The organism is Dactylosporangium sp. NPDC051087, from assembly GCF_055586325.1.
In genome coordinates, this window is sequence record NZ_JBVJIJ010000016.1 from 205,382 (window position 1) to 227,783 (window position 22,402).

General features: G+C 73.0%; 19 protein-coding genes. 9 read left to right on the forward strand and 10 right to left on the reverse strand.

The annotated features are described in order from the left end of the window. Nucleotides 1-112: 112 nt before the first annotated feature. Genes ACZ6TV_RS29760 through trpC form a run of 4 tightly spaced genes read right to left on the reverse strand, consistent with a single transcriptional unit; the run spans nucleotide 113 to nucleotide 4,296 of the window. The gene (locus ACZ6TV_RS29760; RefSeq protein WP_465300594.1) at nucleotides 113-1,426 is read right to left on the reverse strand and encodes an outer membrane protein assembly factor BamB family protein; all 1,314 of its coding nucleotides are present in this window, start codon (nucleotides 1,424-1,426) and stop codon (nucleotides 113-115) included. Nucleotides 1,427-1,478: 52 nt separating this feature from the next. Further along, nucleotides 1,479-2,276 carry a tryptophan synthase subunit alpha gene (gene trpA / locus ACZ6TV_RS29765; RefSeq protein ID WP_465300595.1) on the reverse strand — a complete coding sequence of 266 codons (798 nt, stop codon included), beginning with the start codon at nucleotides 2,274-2,276 and terminating at the stop codon, nucleotides 1,479-1,481. A 2-nt stretch (nucleotides 2,277-2,278) separates the two neighbouring features. After that, entirely contained in the window at nucleotides 2,279-3,496 is a 1,218-nt protein-coding gene (gene trpB / locus ACZ6TV_RS29770; protein ID WP_465300596.1) for a tryptophan synthase subunit beta, read from the reverse strand. Further along, the gene (trpC, locus tag ACZ6TV_RS29775; protein WP_465300670.1) at nucleotides 3,493-4,296 is read right to left on the reverse strand and encodes an indole-3-glycerol phosphate synthase TrpC; all 804 of its coding nucleotides are present in this window, start codon (nucleotides 4,294-4,296) and stop codon (nucleotides 3,493-3,495) included. The genes trpB and trpC overlap by 4 nt, the downstream gene beginning before the upstream one ends. 154 nt (nucleotides 4,297-4,450) lie before the next feature. Between trpC and ACZ6TV_RS29780 the strand changes: the two genes are divergently transcribed. Genes ACZ6TV_RS29780 through ACZ6TV_RS29795 form a run of 4 tightly spaced genes read left to right on the forward strand, consistent with a single transcriptional unit; the run spans nucleotide 4,451 to nucleotide 7,806 of the window. Next, nucleotides 4,451-5,521 carry a serpin family protein gene (locus ACZ6TV_RS29780; protein ID WP_465300597.1) on the forward strand — a complete coding sequence of 357 codons (1,071 nt, stop codon included), beginning with the start codon at nucleotides 4,451-4,453 and terminating at the stop codon, nucleotides 5,519-5,521. A gap of 11 nt (nucleotides 5,522-5,532) precedes the next feature. Further along, the gene (locus ACZ6TV_RS29785; protein WP_465300598.1) at nucleotides 5,533-5,916 is read left to right on the forward strand and encodes a hypothetical protein; all 384 of its coding nucleotides are present in this window, start codon (nucleotides 5,533-5,535) and stop codon (nucleotides 5,914-5,916) included. Beyond that, nucleotides 5,865-6,641 (forward strand): serpin family protein, encoded by a 777-nt coding sequence (locus ACZ6TV_RS29790; RefSeq protein WP_465300599.1) that lies wholly within the window; start codon nucleotides 5,865-5,867, stop codon nucleotides 6,639-6,641. The genes ACZ6TV_RS29785 and ACZ6TV_RS29790 overlap by 52 nt, the downstream gene beginning before the upstream one ends. Before the next feature lie 46 nt (nucleotides 6,642-6,687). Next, entirely contained in the window at nucleotides 6,688-7,806 is a 1,119-nt protein-coding gene (locus ACZ6TV_RS29795) for a Kelch repeat-containing protein (protein WP_465300600.1), read from the forward strand. A gap of 19 nt (nucleotides 7,807-7,825) precedes the next feature. On the opposite strand, the gene ligD is transcribed toward ACZ6TV_RS29795, so the two are convergent. From ligD to hisI, 3 genes are read right to left on the reverse strand one after another with little or no spacing between them, the layout of a single operon-like run. Next, the gene (gene ligD, locus ACZ6TV_RS29800; RefSeq protein ID WP_465300601.1) at nucleotides 7,826-9,118 is read right to left on the reverse strand and encodes a non-homologous end-joining DNA ligase; all 1,293 of its coding nucleotides are present in this window, start codon (nucleotides 9,116-9,118) and stop codon (nucleotides 7,826-7,828) included. 9 nt (nucleotides 9,119-9,127) lie between these two features. Next, nucleotides 9,128-9,658: a Trp biosynthesis-associated membrane protein gene (locus ACZ6TV_RS29805; RefSeq protein WP_465300602.1), complete on the reverse strand. Its 531-nt coding sequence runs from the start codon at nucleotides 9,656-9,658 to the stop codon at nucleotides 9,128-9,130. 19 nt (nucleotides 9,659-9,677) lie between these two features. Next, entirely contained in the window at nucleotides 9,678-10,202 is a 525-nt protein-coding gene (gene hisI / locus ACZ6TV_RS29810; RefSeq protein ID WP_465300603.1) for a phosphoribosyl-AMP cyclohydrolase, read from the reverse strand. 116 nt (nucleotides 10,203-10,318) lie between these two features. Between hisI and ACZ6TV_RS29815 the strand changes: the two genes are divergently transcribed. The 4 genes from ACZ6TV_RS29815 (at nucleotide 10,319) to ACZ6TV_RS29830 (ending at nucleotide 16,110) form a co-directional block, all read left to right on the forward strand. Next, nucleotides 10,319-13,873 carry a midas domain-containing protein gene (locus ACZ6TV_RS29815; RefSeq protein WP_465300604.1) on the forward strand — a complete coding sequence of 1,185 codons (3,555 nt, stop codon included), beginning with the start codon at nucleotides 10,319-10,321 and terminating at the stop codon, nucleotides 13,871-13,873. A gap of 126 nt (nucleotides 13,874-13,999) precedes the next feature. Next, the gene (locus tag ACZ6TV_RS29820; protein ID WP_465300605.1) at nucleotides 14,000-14,731 is read left to right on the forward strand and encodes an ABC transporter ATP-binding protein; all 732 of its coding nucleotides are present in this window, start codon (nucleotides 14,000-14,002) and stop codon (nucleotides 14,729-14,731) included. 2 nt (nucleotides 14,732-14,733) lie between these two features. Beyond that, entirely contained in the window at nucleotides 14,734-15,471 is a 738-nt protein-coding gene (locus ACZ6TV_RS29825) for an ABC transporter permease (protein WP_465300606.1), read from the forward strand. Between the two features lie 33 nt (nucleotides 15,472-15,504). Continuing rightward, nucleotides 15,505-16,110, forward strand: coding sequence for a TetR/AcrR family transcriptional regulator (locus ACZ6TV_RS29830; RefSeq protein ID WP_465300607.1), 606 nt, complete (start codon nucleotides 15,505-15,507; stop codon nucleotides 16,108-16,110). Nucleotides 16,111-16,198: 88 nt separating this feature from the next. On the opposite strand, the gene ACZ6TV_RS29835 is transcribed toward ACZ6TV_RS29830, so the two are convergent. From ACZ6TV_RS29835 to ACZ6TV_RS29845, 3 genes are all read right to left on the reverse strand, one after another. Next, a complete protein-coding gene (locus tag ACZ6TV_RS29835) occupies nucleotides 16,199-16,636 on the reverse strand; it encodes a hypothetical protein (protein WP_465300608.1) in 438 nt (145 codons plus the stop codon). A gap of 1,298 nt (nucleotides 16,637-17,934) precedes the next feature. Continuing rightward, nucleotides 17,935-19,740 (reverse strand): ABC transporter ATP-binding protein, encoded by a 1,806-nt coding sequence (locus ACZ6TV_RS29840; RefSeq protein WP_465300609.1) that lies wholly within the window; start codon nucleotides 19,738-19,740, stop codon nucleotides 17,935-17,937. Continuing rightward, nucleotides 19,737-21,626, reverse strand: a complete 1,890-nt coding sequence (locus ACZ6TV_RS29845) for an ABC transporter ATP-binding protein (RefSeq protein ID WP_465300610.1) — start codon at nucleotides 21,624-21,626, stop codon at nucleotides 19,737-19,739. The genes ACZ6TV_RS29840 and ACZ6TV_RS29845 overlap by 4 nt, the downstream gene beginning before the upstream one ends. Before the next feature lie 63 nt (nucleotides 21,627-21,689). Here ACZ6TV_RS29845 and ACZ6TV_RS29850 point away from each other — a divergent pair, with 63 nt between their 5' ends. Next, nucleotides 21,690-22,313 (forward strand): TIGR03085 family metal-binding protein, encoded by a 624-nt coding sequence (locus ACZ6TV_RS29850; RefSeq protein ID WP_465300611.1) that lies wholly within the window; start codon nucleotides 21,690-21,692, stop codon nucleotides 22,311-22,313. Nucleotides 22,314-22,402 lie beyond the last annotated feature (89 nt).

The following is a 22,402-nucleotide window of genomic DNA, read 5'->3' on the forward strand; positions in this document are numbered from 1 at the left end:
CGGGACGACCTGATCCGGCTCGCCCCAGAAGCAAGGGGCGAGTGGTGAGCGGAACTAGCGCACGCCGACGGACCCCGTGACGGGGCGCATCATCCGGCCGGTGTGCATGGGGTCAGCGTACTCCGAGCGCGAACAGCTTTTCGAGCGCCGCGAAGTACACGTGGTCGCCGGACAGCAGCAGCGGCTCGTCGCCGTGCAGGGCGTCGAACGGCAGGGGGCGGCGCAGCAGGACCGTCCCGGCGGCAGCGTCCAGGGCGAGCAGCTCGGTGCGGTGCACGGGCTCGCCGTCGCGGATCGCGAACTGGTACACGACCGCGTAGAGCACGCCGCCGCCGGTCACCGGCGACCAGTAGGACGTCGCGACCTCGGCGCCGGCCATGCCCCAGTCGCGGGTCCAGCGCACGGTGCCGTCGGCGGCGTCGAACGCGGCGGCGCGCCCGTGCGCGGCGAGCACCATGAGGGTCTGCCCGTCGGTCGCCGCGGCCTGCGGGTCGGGCAGCGTCTTCGTGTCGCACCACCGGCGGGCGCCGTCGGCGGCGGTGAGGGCGCAGACGCCGCCGGGGCCGGTGACGTAGGCGACGCCGCCGGCCGCGATCACCCGCGGGCCGCTGGCGTCCTGCCGCCACACCCGCGCGCCGGTGCGCAGGTCGAAGCCGGCCAGGCCGGTGCCGCCGGCCACCTCGAACGACTGGATGGCGACGCCGGCGTCGGCGACGGGCGGGTGCAGGCCGGCCTCGCCGTCCAGCGGCGCCGTCCACGCCGTGGTGCCGTCCGCGACCCGCAGCGCGGTGAGGGTGGCGCCGGCGGCGCGCAGCACGAGGTCACCGGCGACCGTGAAACCCCCGGAGACCTCGTCGGGCAGCGGCGCCTCCCACCTGGTTCCGCCGCGCATGGTGTACGCCGTGAGCCTGCGCTCCAGCAGGTGCTTCGTCGTGGGGTCGATCGTCTGTGCCTCGACGAGCAACGCCGGGCCGCCGGTGTCACCGCCGGTGTCACTGCCGCTGCCGCCGGCGGTGCTGCCGGTGCCGGTACCGCCGGTGACGGTCGTGACGGCGAGCTGGCCGAACCTGCGGTCGGCGACGTCGGTGACCGGGCCGAGGTCGGCGCCGGTGACCGCGTCGTAGCGGCGGATCTGGCCGGTCGGGCCGCCCGAGGAGCGCAGCAGGATCCCGTCGGCGACGACCGCGCCGCCGACCTGCTCGTCGGGGCGGGAGACGGGCGCGGTCCACACCGTGTCGAGGCGGGCCGCGGAGCCCGTGCCGAGGTACGGCGTGACCGGCTGGAACCCGCTGCGGCCAGGGCCGTTGCCGTCCTGCCGCCAGCCGGCGTCGGCCTCGGCGACACCCGCCACGGGTGGCCGCTGCGGGCCCGCCGACGCCAGCGCGAGGCCGGGCGCCGCCGCGAGGAGGAGCGCTACAGGTACCAAACGGAAAAATCGCCGCACGCCGGGCTCAACGACGCGCGTCGAACCCGGTGACTCAGCGCTTGCGCACACCCTCCGCCAGGTCGGCGCTCAGGGCGGCGACCGCGGCGACACCCTCGGCCGGGGTGGCGGCCTCCTGGAGGCACCTGACGAGGGCACTGCCGACGATGACCCCGTCGGCGAACGCGCCCACCTCGGCGGCCTGCGCGCCGTTGGAGACGCCGAGGCCGACCGCGACCGGCACGTGCTTGTCCGCCGCCCGGACCCGCTCGACGAGGGCCGGCGCGGCGGTGCTGGTGCTGCTGCGGGCGCCGGTGACGCCCATGACGCTGGTCGCGTAGACGAAGCCGCGGCAGCGGCCGGCGGTCATCGCGATCCGGGCGTCGGTCGACGACGGCGACACGAGGAACACCCGGTCGAGGTCGTGCGCGTCGGACGCCTCCAGCCACGGCTGCGACTCGTCCGGGATCAGGTCGGGCGTGATGAGCCCGGCCCCGCCGGCGGCGGCGAGGTCCGCGGCGAAGCGGCCCACCCCGTAGCGCTCGACGAGGTTCCAGTAGGTCATGACGAGGATCGGGGCACCGGCCGCGGCGACCGCCTCGACGGTGCGCAGGCCGTCGGCGACCCGGAAGCCGCCCGCCAGGGCCGCCTCGGTGGCCCGCTGGATGACCGGCCCGTCCATCACGGGGTCGGAGTACGGCAGGCCGACCTCGACGATGTCCACCCCGTTGTCGATCATCGCCTTGATGGCGTCGATCGCGCCGGGAACGGTCGGGAAGCCGGCCGGCAGGTAGCCGATGAGCGCGCTGCGCCCCTCCGCGCGGGCCTTCTCGAACGCCACGGAAACGCTCACTGTCACACCCCGAAGAAGTCGCGCGCGGTGTCCATGTCCTTGTCGCCGCGGCCGGACAGGCAGATCACGACGACCGGCTCCCGGCCCAGGTCCGCCGCCAGCTTCGGGATCACCCGCAGCGCGCCGGCGACCGCGTGGGCGCTCTCGATCGCGGGGATGATCCCCTCGACCCGGCAGAGCAGCTTGAACGCGTCCATCGCCTCGGCGTCGGTGACCGGCTCGTAGATCGCGCGGCCGGTGTCGTGCAGATAGGCGTGCTCCGGGCCGACGGCCGGATAGTCCAGGCCGGCGGAGATGGAGTGCGACTCGACGGTCTGCCCGTCCTCGTCCTGCAGCAGATACGTGCGGGCGCCGTGCAGCACGCCCGTGGACCCGCCGGTGATGCTGGCCGCGTGCCGGCCCGTGTCGACGCCGTCGCCGCCGGCCTCGAAGCCGTACAGGGCGACGCCCTCGTCGGGGACGAACGCGTGGAACGCGCCGATCGCGTTGGACCCGCCGCCGACGCACGCGGCGACCGCGTCGGGCAGCCGGCCGGTCTGCTCCAGGATCTGCCTGCGGGCCTCGACGCTGATGCCGCTGACGAAGTCGCGGACCATCGCCGGGAACGGGTGCGGCCCGGCGGCGGTGCCGAGCAGGTAGTGGGTCGTGTCGACGTTGGTGACCCAGTCGCGCAGCGCCTCGTTGATCGCGTCCTTGAGCGTCTTGCTGCCGGTCGTGACGGGCACGACGGTCGCGCCGAGCATCCGCATGCGGGCGACGTTGAGCGCCTGGCGGCGGGTGTCCTCCTCGCCCATGTACACGACGCACTCGAGGTCGAGCAGGGCGCAGGCGGTGGCGCTGGCGACACCGTGCTGGCCGGCGCCGGTCTCGGCGATGACCCGGTGCTTGCCCATCCGCTTGGTCAGCAGCGCCTGGCCGAGCACGTTGCGGACCTTGTGCGCGCCGGTGTGGTTGAGGTCCTCACGCTTGAGGAACACCCGGGCGCCGGCGTGCGCGGACAGCCGGTCGGCGCGGTACAGCGGCGACGGCGTGTTCGCGTAGTCGCGCAGCAGCCTGGTGAACTCGGCCTGGAACGCCTCGTCGGCCTGGGCGTGCCGGTAGGCGGCGTCGAGCCCGTCCAGGGCCGCGATCAGCGCCTCCGGGACGAACCGGCCGCCGAACTCGCCGAAGTGCCCCGACTGGTCGGGCAGCAGCCCGGCGGCGGACAGGAACGCGCTCACCGGGCGGGCCTCGGCGTCGCGGGGTGGCTGCCGGCCGTGACGAGCTCGGCGACCGCGTCCCGCGGGCTCTTCTGGGTGACCAGACCCTCGCCGACCAGGACCGCGTCGGCGCCCGCGGACGCGTAGCGGATCAGGTCGTGCGGGCCGCGGACACCGGACTCGGCGATCTTCACGACGTCGTTGGGCAGGCCGGGCGCGATCCGCTCGAACACCGTCCGGTCGACCTCGAGGGTCCGCAGGTTGCGCGCGTTGATCCCGATGACCCGCGCGCCCGCCTCCAGGGCGCGGTCGGTCTCCTCCTCGTCGTGCACCTCGACCAGGGCCGTCATGCCCAGGCTCTCGATGCGGTCGAGGAGGCCCGACAGGGTGTTCTGGTCCAGCGCGGCCACGATCAGCAGCACCAGGTCGGCGCCGAAGGCGCGGGCCTCGTGCACCTGATAGGACGACACGACGAAGTCCTTGCGCAGCAGCGGCACGTCGACGGCGGCGCGCACGGCGGCGAAGTCGTCGAGGCTGCCGCCGAACCAGCGGCCCTCGGTCAGCACGCTGACGGCGCGGGCACCGCCCGCGGCGTACTCCTTGGCGAGCTCGGCCGGATCCGGGATCTCGGCGATCTGCCCTTTCGACGGCGACGCGCGCTTGACCTCGGCGATCACTCCCACGCCGGGGGCCCTCAGCTTGGCGTAGGCATCCCTGGGCGGTGCCGCCTGCGCCGCGGCAGCCTTGATCTCGTCCAGGGGCTTCTGCGCCTCGCGGATGGCCAAGTCTTCGCGCACGCCGGCGAGGATCTCGTCGAGCACACGGCCAGATTCCGCGTTGATCAAGGAGCTCCCCTCTCCGGTGGTCATGCGTCCGATGCTAGGAGCCCCCCGGTCAGTGGATGGCCGTGGGGGTATGGCCGACGTCACCTGATGGACTAGGGCATAATGCGTTGCCGTTCGTATGGTTGGACGCATGACCGTGGATCGAGCCAACGCTCTGACCTCGCGCTGGGCGGCCGCCTCCGACGGCCCGCCGGTCTTCTCCGGCGCGGGGGTCTATCCGCTGCTCGCCATGCTCGCGGAGGTCGCGTCCGGCCCCGCCCGCGACGAGCTGCTCGCCGTCGCGCCGTCCACCCTGACCCTGCCGCGCACCGGCGGCGTCAGCGCGGCGCTCGGCGTCTGGACCCGCCACGACCTCCCGCTCTCCCCCGGCTGGGACCCCGGCACCCGGCTGTCCGGTGACCCGTCCGCCGACCGCCGTCGCCTGGACGCGTGGGCCTCCGCGCAGACCGGCGGGCTGATCCCGGCCCTGCCCGTGACCGTCGACGAGGACACCGGCGTCGTGCTCGCCTCGGCCCTGTCCGTGCTCACCGAATGGGCCGAGCCGTTCGACGACGGCGTCCTGTCCCCCACCGGCGGGCCGTGGGCCGGTCGTACCCTCGCCGCGCTGCACCGCAAGCGCGCCGCCACCGACGCCCTGGCGCCCCTGCGGGTCCTCGACGGGTCCGTCACGCTGCTCACCGTCGAGGGCACCGACGACGTCGACGTGATCCTCGCCCTCGGCACCGGCGGTCCCGGCGCCGTCCTGCCGGCCGCGCTCGACGGGTGGACCCGGGCCGTACCGGCGACCGCGGGCCCCGGGATCGTCGCGGAGGAGGTCCAGGCCACCGACGACGCACCGGAGCTCGTGACGCGGCTGCCGTCGTTCGACGTGACCGCCGGCCACGACCTCCTCGCCGACCCGGACCTGTTCGGGCTGCGCACTGCGTCCCGGGACGGGACGTTCCCCGGGATCAGCCCGGTCGACCTCGCGGTGTCCTCCGCCCGGCAGCAGGCCCTCGCCAGCTTCACCGCGCTGGGCTTCCGGGCCGCGACGGTGACCGCCCTCGCCATGTTCCCCCTCGCGTACCGCCCGCCGAGCGCCCGGAGACTGCGGGTGACGGTGACGTTCGACCGGCCGTTCGGGTACTTCGCCGTGCACCGCCCCACCGGACTCGTCCTCGTCGCCGGCTGGATCACCGCCCCGGCGGACTGGACTCCGTGAACAATGCGGGTATGACGCCGGTGGAGGCCGCGAACGCGCTGACGGCCGCGTGGGCGTACACCATCACCGGCGGGACCGTGCTGTCCGGCGCCGGCGTCCATCCCGTGCTCTCGCTCCTCGCGTCCGCGGCCGACGGCCCGGCCCGCGACGAGCTCCTCGCCGTCGCACCGGCGCCGCTGACCCTGCCGTCCGGCGCCGCGGTCCGGGCCGCCACCGGACTGTGGCCGCGCGCCGGCCTGCCGCTCACCGCCCGCTGGGAGGGGCTCGTCGCGGGCGTTCTCACCGGCGACCGGCACCGCTGGACGCGTGGGCGTCCGCGCGGACCGGCGGGCTCATCCCGCGGATGCCGGTCGACATCGACGACGACGTCCAGCTCCTCCTGGCCGCCGCGCTGACCGTCCGCACCGTGTGGGACGAGCCGTTCGACGAGGTCGTCCTGTCGCCGTACCGCAGCCCCTGGAGCCCCTGGTCGGGCCGGAAGCTCGCCGGGCTGTCCCGCTTCGACCCCGACCCCGCCGCCGTCCGGGTCGCCGGCTCGGCAGCCGGTCCGCTGACCTTCGCCACCGTGCACAGCAGCGACGACATCGACGTCGAGCTGCTGCTCGGCGCCCCCGGTCAGGAGCCCGGCGACGTGGTCTCGGCGGGCGTCACCGCCCTGCACGCCCCGCCGCTGGACCTGCACGACCCCCGCACCGCGCGGCACGCACCCGGCGTCACGATCGAGCACACCCCCGGCGGCGAAGGTACCCGGCTGCGACTGCCCCGCTTCCAGGTCGACGGCGAGCACGACCTCCTCGACTGGGCGGACATCTTCGGCCTGCGCGCCGCCGCGTCCGGCAGCCACCTCTCCGGCATCAGCCCCGTGCCCCTGTCGGTGTCCAAGGCCGTCCAGGCGGCGACGGCCGCCTTCACCGCCGACGGCTTTCAGGCCGCCGCCGTCACCGCCGCGGCCGCCGTGATGGGCTTCGACGAGCCGGACCCGGCGGGCCGGCAGGTGCACGTCACGTTCGACCGGCCGTTCGGGTTCCTCGCCGTGCACCGCCCGACCGGCCTGGTGCTGTTCGCCGGCTGGGTCGACGACCCCACCCCTTGGGAGCCCGAAATCATCGTCGTGCCCTAGGCCCACGGGGGCAACGGGGGCCGCCGGTTCGCGACATACTTCCGGAATGCGGAGAAGGCTCGCGGCGCTGACGGTCCTGGTCGCCGTGGCGGGCTGCGGCCCGGATGACCGCCCGGACGCCCGTGCCGTGGCGGCCGACCGGGCGTGGGCCGCGACGGCCACGGCACCGCTCCCGGCGCGGCACGACGCGTTCGGCGTGTGGGACGGGCGGCGGTTCGTCGTCGTGGGCGGCTCCGCCGAGCGGCCGTGCCCGCCCTCGGCGAGCTGCCGGCCCACCACCGGGCTGACCGACGGCGCCGCCTACGACCCGGCGACCGCGACCTGGCAGCCGATCGCCGCGGCGCCCGTCCCGCTGAACCTCGGCGACCAGGTCGTGGCGGCCCGGGGGAAGGTCTACGCGCTGACCGGGGAGGCCGCCTTCCTCGCCTACGACGGCGGCAGCGACACGTGGACCGCGCTGCCCCCGCCGCCGTCCGCGGGTGCCGGGCGGCTGCTGGACGCGGGTGGCACGCTCGTGCTCATCGCGGGCAGCGACGAGCACGGTCCGGTCGCGGACGCCGCCTTCGACCCGGCGACCGGCGCGTGGCGGGTGCTGCCCGACGACCCGCTCGGCCCGTCCTTCAACCGGACCGCCGTGTGGGCCGGCGACCGGCTGCTCCTCGGCGCGCAGGACCTCGTGCCGGACCCCGGCGCCACCGCGCCGTCGCTGGTGCGGCTGGCCGCGCTCGACGCGGCGCTGACGACCTGGGCGGCGCCCACGACCACGGAGCTCATCGGCCACAGCCCGGCGCCGGCCGGCGGCGCGGTCGTCTGGACCAGCACCGGCCGGGCGGACGGCGGTCAGGTGGGCAACTGGGGCCGCTTCTACGCCGAGGGCGGCATCCTGAGCGTCGCCACCGGCGCGTGGCGTTCCCTGCCGCCCGCGCCGCTCCCGGCCGGGCCGCTGCCCATCGATCCGCCGCTCAGCACCGGCGGCCTGGTCTCGGTCGGCGGGCACCTGCTCGACCCGGCGACCGGCGGCTGGCTCCGCCTGCCGGAGCTGCCCGGCGGCCGCCGCTTCGCCGCGACCGTGGTCGGCGGTCCCGGCATGGTGCTCGTCTGGGGCGGCGCGACGGACAGCGCCCCGGACCAGAACCGCGCCGACGGCCACCTCCTGCGCGCCTGACCGCCGCCGCGCCCGCCGGCTAAGCGTCGGCGTCGGCGCCGGTGTCGGTGGCGGTGGCGGTGGCGGTGCTGTCCTCGGGGCGGCGCCAGCGGGCCGGGATCTCGCCGCGGGCCTGCATCTCCTTCCACTTCGCGAAGGGGTCGTAGTCGACCTCGAGAGGTTCCTGGGCGGGCCGGTCGGCCTCCGGCACGTGCACGAGGTTGAGCCGGATCCGGGTCCAGAGGCTGTTCACCCCGCGCATCGAGTCGACGAGCACGTCCGCGGGCTCCAGCAGCGGCCACACCGTGGGGTGCCGGGCCTTCCAGCGTTCGAGGCCTTCCAGGGCCTCGTCCTTCGTCGCCGCGCGGGCGATCTCGATCAGCGGCATGGTCGGCACCCGGCGGCCGGTGCCCTTCTTCGCCGGGGCCCGCTTCTTGTGCGTCGCCGCGAGCTCCAGCAGCGCCGTCAGGTCGCCGCGGCTGTCCTCGATGCCGGCCCACGCGTCGGGCCTGCCCTGCACCGACTCCATCGTGTACGCCGCCGGGTCGCAGCCCGGCACCTCGTCCCAGGTCAGCGGCGTGGAGACGCGGGCCTCCTCCGACGGGCGCACCGAATACCCGGACGCGGTGGTGTGGTCCTTGGCGTTCTGGTTGTAGTCGACGAAGACGCCGTGCCGCTCTTCTTTCCACCAGGCGCCGGTGGCGATGTCCGGGGCGCGGTGGGCGACCTCCCTGGCGAAGCCCTCGGCCGCCCGGCGCACCTCGGCGAAGGTCCATTCGGGCCGGATTCTGGCGTACACGTGGAAGCCTCGCGAACCGGAGGTCTTCGGCCATCCGGTGAGCCCGTGGTCGGCGAGGACGTCCCGGGCGACCATCGCGACCTCGACGACCTGCGACCACGGCACACCCGGCACCGGGTCGAGGTCGATGCGCAGCTCGTCGGGGTGATCGACGTCCTCGGCGAGGACCGAGTGGGTGTGCAGCTCCAGGCAGCCGAGGTTGACGACCCACGCGAGCTGGGCGGCGTCGCGCAGGACGACCTCCTCGGCGGTGCGGCCCGACGGGTACCGCAGCTGCGCCGTCTCGATCCAGTCGGGCCGTTTCTCCGGCGCCCGCTTCTGGAAGAACGCCTCGCCCTCGATGCCGTTGACGTAGCGTTTCAGGGCCATCGGCCGCCCGCCCGCGCCGCGCAGGGCACCGTCGGCGACCGCGACGTAGTAGCGGACGACGTCGAGCTTGGTGCGGCCGGACTTCGGGAAGTACACCTTGTCGGGGTTGGTGACGGTCACCTCACGCCCGGCGACCTCGAGGACTTCCTTGCTGCTGCTCGCCATAGGCGAACCCTACTTGTCGGCGGTCGGATCCTCGCCCCGATCGAGGGCGTCCCAGAGCTCCGTCTGCCGCGGTTTCGCGTCGGTACCGGTGGCCGGCCGCTCATAGCGGGCGCCCATCTCCGGCCAGGTGTCGCTGTGCCGGATGGTGACGCCGCCCGCGACGACCACGACGACCGCGGCGGCCATGGTCAGCAACGGCCAGCCCAGGTCGATCCCGTGCTGCAGCGCCCCGACCACCGCACCGGCCAGCCCGATCCCGGCGATGGCCAGGAGCCCGCCGACGATCGTGCGCAGCCGCCCCCGGGTCGCCAGGAGCGCGCCCGCACCGGCGAGGCCGACCGCGCCGAGCGCCGGCAGCCACGGCGACAGCTGCGTGCCGGTGCGGTGCTCCGTCATCGGCGGCAGCGGCGCGACCTGGTGCGTCGTGACCGTGTCCCAGCCGCGGGTGGCGGCGAACAGCACCACCGCCGAAGCGACCGCGGTCGCCAGCGTGGTGACGGTCAGACCGCGCCTGCCGGCCAGCTTCGGGGCTGCGGTCATCGGGCCGGGCGCAGGGTCGTCATCGCGCCACCTTCAGGTCCGTGTAGAAGCAGGTGTGGTTGCCCGTGTGGCAGGCGGCGCCGGTCTGCTCCACGACGAGCAGCAGCGTGTCGCCGTCACAGTCGACCGCGACCGACCGGACGTGCTGCACGTGCCCGGACGTCTCGCCCTTCACCCAGTACTCGTTGCGGCTGCGCGACCAGTACGTCGCCCGCCCGGTCGTCAACGTCCGGTGCAACGCCTCATCGTCCATCCACGCCAACATCAACACCTGCCCGGTCCCGTGCTCCTGCACGACCGCAGGCACCAACCCGGCCTCGTTGCGACGCAGAAGGTCCGCGACTTCTGGATCAAGGTTCGACGACACGACGCCAATTCTCCCGCACGGCCCTGTCTCGTCGGTTTGGGGTCTATGGCTGGTCGTGTTTGCGGAGTACCTTGACGGTGCGCCGCACGGAAGTCTGGGCGGTCGCTCATCCCTCCCCGCCTGCCGTCGGCCGACCCTCCTCGCCGGGGGTCCCGCCTGCCGTCGGCTCGGTGGCATCGGGCCGGGCGCCGTTCGGCCTCCCGGCGTCCGCGACCCCAGCGCTGAGCCCACAGCAGTCTGAACGGGTGGCACCCTCCCCCCGTTCAGACCGAGCGGACGGAGGACCCACCCCGATGCATCCCAACTTCACCCCGCCGGACGACCAGTCGAGCCCCTCCCCTGAAGTCACGACCCCACCGGGCGTACCCGAGCAGCGCCAGCCCGTCGAGGACACCGTCCCACCCGTCACCGTCTCCGCCGCCTCCTCCGCTTCCCCCGCTTCCTCCGCTGCCTCTGCCGACGAGGCGCTGGCCGACGTCTCCGCCATCACGGTCGCCGTCCCCGACGACATCTCCGACATCGTCGGCCCGGCCGACACCTCCACCGAGGAGGAGCCGGCCGCTGGGGTCGACGCAGACGCCGCCGAGTCCGCACCGACCGCCGACCTCCAGGCGCCCCTCGAAGACCTCTCCACCGACCCGGCCGCCACCGACGAACCCGCCACCGACGAACCCGACGCCCTCGCTGAGGTCGCCACGGAAGAGACCGTCGACGAGGCCGCAACCGACGAGCCGGAGACCACCGACGAACCCGAGGCTGTCGGTGAGATCGCCACGGAAGACGCCGTCGCGGAGACCGTCGACGAGGCCGCCACCGACGAGGCCGGGGCCGCCGACGAACCCGACGCCCTCGACGCTGTCGCGGAGACCGTCGACGAGGCCGCCACCGACGAAGCGGCCGACGACGCCGCCGCCGAATCGGACGCCGACGACGCCCCCGAGGCCGTGACCGAAGAGGCCACCGCCGAACCGGACGCCCTCGAAGAGGTCGCCACCGATGAGGCGGCCGAAGCCCCTGAGGCCGTGACCGAAGAGGCTGGCGAAGAGGCCACCGTCGAGCCCGAAGCAGTCGCCGAGGAGGACGCCGCAGAGGCCGAGCCCACTGCGGAGACCACCACGGACGAGGACACGACCGACGACGAGCCCGCCGCGCTCGAAGAGGTCACTGCCGAGGCCGAGCCGGCCGCCGAGGACGCCGGCAGCGAGCCCGAGGCAGAAGCAGTAGCCGAGGACGACTCGCCCGTCGAGGCCGTCGAGTCCGTTGAGTCCGTTGAGTCCGTTGAGGACGAGCCAGCAGCCGAAGCCACCGACGACGAGCCGACCACCGACGAACCGGAAGCCGAAGCCACCGCGGAAGAAACCTCCACCGAGGACGAGCCGGCCGCCGAAGCCGAGGCCGAAGCAGCCACCGAAGACACGGCCGACGCCACCGCCGAGGACGAGCCCGAGGCCACCGTCGACGAGCCGACCACCGACGAACCGGAAGCCGAAGCAGCCGCGGAAGAAGCCGCCGCTGAGGACGAGTCGACCGCCGAAGCCGACGAGGCCGAGGCAGTCACCGACGACACGGCCGACGCCACCGGGGACGAGCCTGAAGCCGAAGCCGCCGTCGAAGCGGATGCCGAGCCTGAAGCCGCTGTCGAAGCTGAGGCCGAAGCAGCCGCCGAGGACGCGGCCGACGACGAACAGGACGCCGAAGCCGTCGTCGAAAACGAAGAGCCCACCGCAGAGCCGGAAGCCGAAGCCTCCGACGCGGACAGCGACCCCGAAGCGGAAGCGGTAGCCGACGACGAGCCGGAGGCCGAAGCCACGGTCGAGGACGAGGCCGGCGTCGAACCGGACTCCGAAGCGGTCGTCGAAGACGAAGAGCCCGCCGCAGAGCCGGAAGCCGAAGCCTCCGACGCGGACAGCGACCCCGAAGCGGAAGCGGTAGCCGAGGACGAGCCGGAGGCCGAAGCCGCCGTCGAGGACGAGGCCGGCGTCGAAGAGCCGGAAGCCGCCGCGGAAGAAGACGCCGAGGACGAGCCGGTCGCCGATGCCGACGCCGCCGAGGACGTGGCCGCGGAAGCCGTCGACGAGACCGACGCGACCGGGGACGTGGCCGCGGAGGCTGCCGACGAGACCGACGAGGTCGACGCTGCTGAGGACGTGGCCGCAGAAGCTGCCGACGGGACCGGCGAGGTCGACGCTGCTGAGGACGTCGTGGCGGAAGCCGGCGGCGAGTCCGGTAGTGGTGATGAGGCGGCGGACGAGACCGACGGCGCGGAGCCGGTGGCGGAGGACGAGACTCCGGCGGAGGTCCTGGCCGAGGCGATCGACTCCGGCGTCGACAACTGCGACAGCACCGATGACGCCGACGCTGACAGCGCCGGCGACGTCAACCTCGTTGCCGACATCGACGAGCTGACCGCCGCGCCTGAAGCCGAGGCCACCGAAGAGGCGGAACTCTCGGACGAGCCGGTTGCTGAGGCCGTTGCCGAAGAGCCTGCCGAGGACGCGGACGAGGAGCCGGCCGCAGAGGCCGAGGCGGTCGAAGCCATCGAGGACGACGCCGAGGAGCCGTCCGCCGTCGAGGAGACCGACGCTGACGCCGAGCCGGCAGCCGACGCCGACGCTGCGGCCGAGACCGCCACCGAAGCCGAAGCCGAAGCTGACGCGGAGGACGAGCCCGCGGCCGAAGCAGAAGCCGACGCAGACGCCGACGCAAACGCCGACGCCGACGCCGACGCCGACGCCGACGACGCGGAGATTGCGGCCGAAGCCGAGGATGCAGGCGAGGAAGAGGCCGACGCGGCTGGCGACGAGGAGCCGGCGGCCGAGGCCGACGCGGCCGCCGAAGAAGAGGAGTCCGTTGCGGAGGTCGAGGCCGCGGCCGACGACTCCGGAGACGAGGAAGCCGCAGCCGAGGCCGAAGCTGCCGCCGGGGACGAGGCGGACGGCGACGCGGTCGAGGATGTCGTGGCGGACGCCGGTGACGAGTCCGACGGCGCGGCCGAGACCGCAGACGAGGTGGACGACGCCGAGCCGGTCGCGGAAGCCGGGACTCCGGAGGACGTACTCGCCGAAGCGATCGACAACGGCGTCGACAACGCCGGCGAGGGCGGCGCCGACGACGTCAACCTGGTCGCCGACATCGACGAGCTGACCGCCGAGTCCGACGCCGACGAGGACGCCGACGACGCCGAACCGGCCGAGGAGCCGGTTGCCGAAGCTGACGACGAGGACGAGCCCGCCGCCGAAGCAGACGACGAGCCGGCCGCCGAAGCGGAAGCGGAAGCAGACGCCGAGGACGAGCCCGCCGCGGAAGCCGAAGCAGACGCGGAAGCCGAGGACGAGCCCGCCGCGGAAGCCGAAGCAGACGCGGAGGACGACGAAGACGAGGACGAGCCAGTCGCCGAGGCGGACACGGACGACGACGAGGACGAAGACGAGCCGGTCGCTGAAGCCGAAGCGGACGACGAGGACGAACCCGCAGCGGCCGAGCCCGCCGCAGAAGCCGAGGCCGAGGAGGAGGTGGACGAGGACGAGGAGCTCGAGTACGCCGGCGTCCTCCCCCTCCGTCCCGGTGACCTCGCCGAGCAGCGGATCGTGCTGTGGAAGCCGAAGCGGGCGGACAAGTTCCGGTCGCGGCTGGTCAAGGCGGAGTCCAAGTTCGTCGACGACCCGGTGAAGGCGCTGACCCGCGCGTCCGCCGTGGTGAGTGACGCGATCGAGACGCTCGCCGAGAAGTTGCAGGAGCAGCAGCTCGCGATCGACCCGCACCGGTCGGCGAAGAACCCGGACACCGAGGCGCTGCGGGTGGCGTTGCGGCAGTACAAGGAGTTCCTGGAGCGTGTCCTCGCGCTGTAGCGGGGCAAGGGATCACGAGCGGGGCGGGCCGGAGCATCGGTCCGCCCCGTTTTCGTGTTTGACGCGCGTTCAAGATTTCATTTACCGTTGAGTTCATCACTCGTTGAGTTAGCGGGAGGATTCAAGATGACCAACGCGATCGAGGTCGAGCACCTCGTCATCGCGCGCGGCAAGCGGCAGGTGCTGCACGACTTCACCTGCTCGGTGCCGAGCGGGACGGTCACCGGGCTGCTCGGGCCGAGCGGCAGCGGCAAGACCACGTTCATGCGCGCGGTCGTCGGCGTGCAGAAGATCGTCAGCGGCACGGTCACGGTCCTCGGGCACCCGGCCGGGTCGAAGCCGCTCCGGGACAAGGTCGGCTACCTGACGCAGGCCCCCAGTGTGTACGCGGACCTGACCGTCCGTGAGAACGCGCGCTACTTCGCGTCGCTCTACGGGCTCGGTGCCGCCGACGCCGACGCGGCCGTGTCCGACGTCGGGCTCAGCCAGGCGAAGGACCAGCTGGTCGGCACCCTGTCCGGCGGTCAGCGGGCCCGGGCCTCGCTGGCGTGCGCGATCGTGAGCAAGCCGCAGCTGCTCGTACTCGACGAACCCACGGTCGGCCAGGATCCGGTGCTGCGCAACGAGCTCTGGCAACGCTTCCACGCGCTGGCGAAGGCCGGTTCGACGCTGCTGGTGTCGAGCCACGTGATGGACGAGGCGGGTCGCTGCGACCGGCTCCTGCTCATCCGCGAGGGCCTGCTCATCGCCGACGAGTCACCCGCCGCCGTCCGGGAGCGCGCCGGGACCGAGGACCTGGAAGAGGCGTTCCTGCGACTCGTACAGGCGCAGGAGACCGAGAAGGAGAAGGTGGCGTAGCCATGTCCGCCCGTTTGACGCTCGCCACCGCCGGCCGCATCCTGCGGCAGCTGCGGCACGACCGGCGCACGATCGCGCTGATCCTCGTCGTGCCGACGGTGCTGCTGACGTTGCTGCGCTACCTGTACGACAACAATCCCCTGCTGTTCGACCGCATCGGGCTCATCATGCTCGGCGTCTTCCCGCTCGTGATCATGTTCCTGCTGACCAGCGTCGCGATGCTCCGTGAGCGCACCACCGGCACGCTGGAGCGCCTGCTGACCACACCGATCGGCAAGGTCGACATCCTGTTGGGCTATGGCATCGCGTTCGCGGTTGCGGCTGCGGTACAGGCGGCGATCGCCGCGACCCTCGCGTACGTCCTCCTGGGGCTGGACACCCTGGGACCCGCGTGGCTCGTCGGTGTGATCGCGGTCGGCAACTCGGTGCTCGGCATGGCGCTCGGCCTGCTGGTCAGCGCGTTCGCCAACAGCGAGTTCCAGGCCGTGCAGTTCATGCCGGCGGTCGTCCTGCCCCAGGTGCTGCTCTGCGGCCTGCTGCAGCCCCGCGACCAGATGGCCGGTTGGCTGCAGGCGATCAGTGACGTGCTGCCCATGTCGTACGCGGTGCAGGCCCTCACCGAGCTCGGCACGCACACCGAACCGACCGGTGTCATGTGGAGGGACCTCGGCATCATCGTTGGGTGCGTGATCGTGGCACTCTTGCTCGGGGCGGCAACCCTTCGCCGGCGCACCGCCTGAGGCCAGCTTTGTCGGTACATCGGAATGAGGCTCATGGCACGCACCGGACGACGCCCCGGCAACCAGGACACCCGGCAGGCGATCCTGAGCGCCGCCCGCCAGGCGTTCGCCGACCGTGGATACGACGGGGCGTCCATCCGCCAGATCGCCACCAGCGCCGGGGTCGACCCGGCGCTGGTCCATCACTACTTCGGGGCGAAGGACAAACTGTTCCTGGCCACGCTCGACGCACCGATCGACCCCGGCGAGATCGTGCCGAAGGTCTTCGAGGGCGGCCTCGACGGCGTCGGTGAGCGGCTCATCCGCACGTTCCTCGGCGTGTGGGACTCCCCGGCCGGCTCGTCCGCCGCGGCCCTGTTCCGCAGCGCGATGCAGCACGAGTGGTCCGCCCGCATGCTGCGCGAGTTCCTCGTGACGCAGATCCTGCGCCGCGTGATCGGCCAGCTCCACCTCGACCCTGCCGAGGCCCCGAAGCGCGCCGCCCTGGTCGCGTCGCAGATGGCGGGCCTCGTCATGGTCCGCTACATCCTGAAGATCGAGCCCATGACGACCATGTCGCAGGACGAGATCGTGTACAGCGTCGCGCCGACGATCCAGCGGTACCTCACCGAGCCGCTGCCCTCGACCGCGAAGGGCTAGCCCGCCGCCGGGTCGGTCCTCGACGCGCGAAGGGCCAGCCGGCCACCGGGTCAGTCCTCGACGCGCGAAGGGTCGGCCGGCCACCGGGTCAGTCCTCGACGTCCGCGCAGTGCACTCTGGCCTGCGGCGTCAGCAGCAGCGCCACCAGCCCGGCGGCGCAGCACACCGGCACGACCGCGAACGGCAACGGCGCCGGCAGCAGCCACGTCAGCAGCGGCGCCATCGTCCCCACGAACGCCCAGAACACCAGGCTCGCCAGCCACGCCCAGTGCTCACCCCGCTTGATCCTCGTGCCGAGGAACACCAGGACGACGGCCAGCGGAAACAGGAACAGCACCGCGTTGAAGAACAGCACGAAGTCGAGATATCCGGTGCCGCCCTGGTTCACAGGATCCACCTGCATCCCGGACAGCAGCACCCCGAGCGCCGTGAGCGCCAGCGTCAGCATGACCCCGCCGATCGCGTTGAACCCCGTCACCGCGACCCGGACCTGCATCGGCACATATCGACGCCCCCCGGCTGACACACAGCCACTTTAGGCCCTCAACCCCACGCCAGCCCGTCCCGACGCGCACCCTCCCGATCCACCCCATGATCCGGAAGACTTTTTACCCCCAGGACAACAACATCTCTTCCGGATCATGCCCGACCCATCCGCGTGGTCTCCAGGCTGAGCGCATCGCCGCCCGCCACGACATCAGCATCCCGACCCACCTGACGGCACGGGGCACAGCACACCTGGAGCGGCAGCAATCGCCACCACCGAACGAACAGCCGCGGCCAACACGGCCCGGGCGATGCCGACCCGTCCCCGGACGCGGCCGGGACCCCTCGACAGCTGCAGCGGAGGCCGCTGCCCAAGGACCGGCACCGCGCCGCTGACAGGGGCGAACCAAGGCGCCCGCAACCACCCCGCCGAATCAGCGACCGTCGCGCCGAAGAGAAGCCGTGACCAGACCGACGCGGGACCCGGGCAGCCCGCGACCCGGAGCCCCCGCACAGAACGCCGCCACTGACCAGACCACAAGCCTCAACCGACCGGGCAGCCACGAGCCGGCCCGCTCAAGCGCCGACGCAGGAGGCGAAGTCGCGTCGTCGAGGACCAACAAGTCAGCACCGGCCACAAAGCCCCCGGGCAGCCAACTACCGCTCACCCACCTCAGTCCACAACCCGAAACCCAGCCGAGGAGCCCCAGCTCGACGAACGCCACCTCCAGACCCGCGCCGCTCAGGCCGGGCCAGGCGAGCCGCACATTGTCAGCGACCGTCGCGTCGAAGAGGAAGCCGTACCCGACCGACGCGTGACCCGAGCAACCCGCGACCCGGACTCCGCACCGAACGCCGGCACCGACCTACCCCAGCCTCGACCGGCCAGGCAGGCCGAACGACCATGACCCAGGCCGCCCAAGCGCCGACACAGGATGCCGACCGGCACCGACCAACTGCTACCTCGACCGGCCGGGCCGAGTCGACGACCACCACCCGGACCGCCCGAGCGCCGGCGCAGGAAGCGAAACCGGCACCGACCGAACCACGAGCCTCGACCGACCGGGCGGAGCCCGACGACTACGAGCCTTCGCGCTCAAGCGTCGACAAAGGAAGCGAAGCGGACCGGGAGGAACGGCGCCTCCCTGCGTCGAACGGTCGGCGACAGAGAACCTTCCGCCCGTCGACAAGCCGCAGGGCACCAAACACCGCCGAGCACCGCCGAGCACCGCCGAGCACCGCCGAGCACCGCCGAGCACCGCCGAGCACCGCCGAGCACCGCCGAGCACCGCCGAGCACCGGTCAGCGCCGGTGGAGCGGGCAAGGCGGCCAGGGCGGTCAGCGGGTCTGTTCGAGCCAGGACGCGTAGAGCCGGGCGTAGATCGAGTCCTTGTCGGTGACGAGGTCGGCGTGCGGGCCGCGCTGCACGACGTGGCCCTTGTCGACCACGATGACCTCGTCGGCGCTCTGGGCGGTCGAGAGCCGGTGGGCGATCGCGATCGTCGTCCGGCCGCGGGTCACGGCGTCCAGGGTGCGTTGCAGGCGCACCTCGGTCGCGGGGTCGACGGCGCTGGTCGCCTCGTCGAGGACCAGCAGGTCGGGGTCGGCGACATAGGCGCGGGCCAGGGCGACCAGTTGCCGCTCCCCCACCGACAGCGCCTCGCCGCGCTCGCCCACCTCGGTCCGCAGGCCGTCGCTGAGACCGTCGACCCAGTCGAGGAGTCCCAGCTCGGTGAACGCCAGCTCCAGATCCATGTCGCTCAGGTCGGGCCGGGCGAACCGCACGTTGTCGGCGACGGTCGCGTCGAAGAGGAAGCCGTCCTGCGGGACCATGACGACGCGGCTGCGCAGCGAGTCGAAGCGGACGTCGGTCAGCGGCACCCCGGACAGCAGGACGCTGCCGGTGGTGGGGTCCATGAGCCGGGTCAGCAGCTTGGCGAACGTGGTCTTGCCGCTGCCCGTCTCGCCGACGACGGCGACGCGGGTGCGGGCGGTCACGGTGAGGTCGACGTCGGTGAGGACCTCGGGGCCGCCGGGATAGGCGAAGTGCACGTGGTCGAACCGCACGTCGACGGCGCCCTCGGGCAGGTCGCGGCCGGCGGTGCCGGGGTCGGCGACGTCCGGCGACGTCTCGATGATGTCCAGGACGCGGCGCCAGCCGGCGATCGCGTTCTGCGCCTCGTTGAGCACCTCGGTGGCGACCTGCACCGGCTGGACGAACAGCGTGGCGAGGAACAGGAACGCGGTGAGCTGACCGATGGTGAGCTGGCCGTCGACGCCGAGCAGCGTGCCGACGACGATGACGCTGCCGAGCGCGAGACCGGCGGCGAGCTCGCCGAAGCTCATGCTGATCACGTTGTTGGTCTGCGCGCGGAACTGGGCGCGGCGGCTGCGGTCGATGGCGGTGTCGAGCCGCTCGGCGGTGCGGTGCTGCACGCCATACGCCCGGACGACGGACGCGCCGACGACGCTCTCGGCGATCGCGCCGAGCATCGCGCCGATGCTCTCCCGCACGTCCAGATAGAGCACGCTGAGCCGCTTCTGGAAGTGCCGCACGACGAAGACCAGCGGCGCGAACGCGAGGATCACCACGAGGGTCAGCTGCCACGAGTAGAAGATCATGACGGCGGTGGTGACGATGACCTGGCCGAGGCTGATCAGGAAGATCAGGCCGCCGAACTGCAGGAACTGGCTGATCTGGTCGACGTCGCCGGTGACCCGCGAGACGAGCGCGCCGCGGCGCTCCGACTGCTGGTGCAGCATCGACAGGTCGTGGATGTGCCGGAACGTGCGGGTGCGGATGCCCGCCAGCGCGGTCTCGCTGACGGTGAACAGTCGCACGTTCATCATCGCGGCGCTGAACATCGTCACGAACAGCACGCCGGCGGTGACCGCGACGATCAGCGAGAGCACGCCGACGTCGGGCCCGCCGGGCGCGCGCAACCCGCGGTCGATGCCCTGCTGGATCGCGACCGGCACGGCGACCCGCCCGGCGGTGGCGAACACGGCCAGCCCCAGGGTGCCGGCCAGCCCGGTGAACAGCTCCGGTGAGAGCCGCAGCCCGCGGCGCAGGACGCCCGGCTGCGGCGCCTCCTGCGGAGGGGTCTCCTGCGAGGGCTTCGCCTCGGTGGTAACCGTCGTCATGCGGTCACGGTCTCCTCGTCGTCGAAGACATGCTCCCGCTCCTTCTCCGCCTCGGCCTTCTCATAGGCCGTGACGAGGTCGGCATAGCCGGGGACGGTGGCGAGCAGGTCGGCGTGGGTGCCGCGGGCGGCGACCCTGCCCCGCTCCAGATAGACGACCTCGTCGGCGAGGGCGATCGTGGCCCGCCGATAGGCCACCACGAGGATCGACGCCTGCCGGTCGTCGTCGCGGCGCAGCGCGGCGAGGATCGCCGCCTCGACGCGCGGGTCGACGGCGCTGGTCGCGTCGTCGAGGACGAGCAGCCGCGGCGCGCCGGCGAGGGCCCGGGCGATGGTGAGCCGCTGCCGCTGCCCGCCGGACAGCGACGTGCCCCGCTCGCCGACCTTCGTGTCGAGCCCCTCGCCGAGCTGCTCGACGAACCCGTCGGCCTGGGCGAGCCGCAGCGCCGACCAGGCGGCCTCGTCGTCGACGGGCCGGCCCGCGGCGGTGCGCCGGTCGAGCGTCACATTGCCCCGGACGGTGTCGTCGAAGACGAACGGCACCTGGGCGACGAGCGCGACCGTGCCGACGAGCGCCTCCTGGGTCAGCTCGCGGGCGTCGACGCCGTCGACGCGGACGGTGCCGGTGTGCGGGTCGACGAGCCGGGCCGCGAGCGCGGCGATCGTCGACTTGCCGGAGCCGGTCGAGCCGACGAGGGCGACGGTGCGCCCGGCCGGCACGTCGAACGTGACCCCGCTGAGCACGTCGCCGCCGCGCTCGCCGGCGGCGTCGGTGTAGGCGAAGTGGACGTCGTCGAAGCGCAGCGCCGCCGGCTTGTGCAGGTCGGGCAGTGTCGTCGCGCCATATGCCATGTCGCCCTCGGCGTCCAGCACGTGCCGGATCCGCTCCCAGCCGACGACGCTTCGGGGCAGCTCGGCGAGGACCCAGCCGATCGCCCGGACGGGAAAGGCGAGGACCGTGAACAGGAACGCGACGCTGACCACGTCGGCCACCTCGACGGCGCCCTGCCGGAAGCGCAGGCCGCCGACGACGAGCACGGCGAGGGTGCCGATGCTCGGCAGCGCGTCGAGCACCGGGTCGAACACGGCCCGGACCCGCCCGACCTGGATCGTGGCGTCGCGCAGCTCGACCGTCTTCGCCGTGAACCGCTCGGTCTCGGCGGCCTCCCGGCCCATGGTCTTGACCACCAGCGCGCCGTCGAAGCTCTCGTGCGCGACCGCGCTCACCTCGGCCCGCAGCTGCTGGGACCTGGCGACGCGGGGCGCCATCCGCCGCGAATAGGCGACGTTGACCCCGAGCAGCGACGGGAAGATCGCGACGCCGACGAGGGCCATCGCCCAGTCGGTGGCGAAGAGCGAGGCGATCGCGGCGACGAGCATGACGACGGTGCCGACCGCCATCGGGAACGGGGCGATCGGATACCACGCGGACTCGACGTCGGCGTTGGCATTGGACAGCAGGGTGCCGGTCGCGTGCCGCTGGTGCCACTCCAGGGGCAGCCGCAGATAGCGCCGGGTCACGGCCTGCCGATAGCGCGCCTGGAGGCGGAACTGCATGGCGCCCGCGCCGAGCCGCCGGCCGAAGATGCCGATGATCTTGCCGATGCTGACCGCCAGGACCGCGACGCCGCCGAGCAGCAGGGCGCCGGTCGTGACGTGCCGCTCGTCGATCGCGGGGAGGGCGATCTCGCCGACCACCCGCCCGGAGACGAACGCGGTGGCGATGGTGAGCAGGCTGAACACCACACTGCCGACGACCGAGATCGCGAACACGTGAGGCTCGTCACGAACGGCCCGGCCGAGCACCCACAGCCCCTTCAGGAGCACCTTGCCGCTGGTCACAACCCACCCCCGCCGGAAAGGGCCGGTAAGTCTCACCGACCGCATGCAACCTTACCGACGACCTACGACAGAAACCGTCTTCGAAGGACCCCCGCTAGCGTTACGTTCATGACTTCCTTCGCGCGGGCCGAGCGCCTCGCCCTGGCCGACACCCTTCTCGCCGCCGGCCCGGACGCGCCGACGCTCTGTGACGGGTGGGCGACCCGCGACCTCGCCGCCCACCTCGTCCTGCGGGAGCGCCGCCCGGACGCGGCGGCCGGCATCCTGGTCAAGCCACTGCAGCAGCACACGAAACAGGTCCAGGACCGCCTCGCCGCCGGCGACTACGCGGCGCTGGTCGGGAAGGTCCGCAAGCCGGCCCTGTGGGTGAGCCCCGGCTTCGCCGAGGAGGCCGTCAACATCACCGAGTTCCTCATCCACCACGAGGACGTGCGCCGCGCCGCGCCCCGGTGGACCCCCCGCGCCCTGGGCGCGGAGTACGAGCGGGCGCTCGCCGGCCGGCTCAAGGGCGCCGCGAAGCTCGCGGCGAGGAAGTTCCCGGCCGCCGTCACCGTCACGCCGGAGAACGCGACACCCTTCACCGTCGGCAAGGGCGGCGAAGCGCTGCGCGTACAGGGGAAACCGTCGGAACTGCTGCTGTTCTTCACCGGCCGCCAGGCCCACGCGGACGTGACCGTGACCGGGCCCGACGCCCTGGCCGGACAGCTGCGGAAAGCGAAACTCGGACTCTAGGGCTGGGTCTCAAATCTGGCCCCAGGCAACGGGAATCAGCGTTCCACTACGTTTCGGTTTCGGGTCTAGCCGGTAACACGACCGACCAT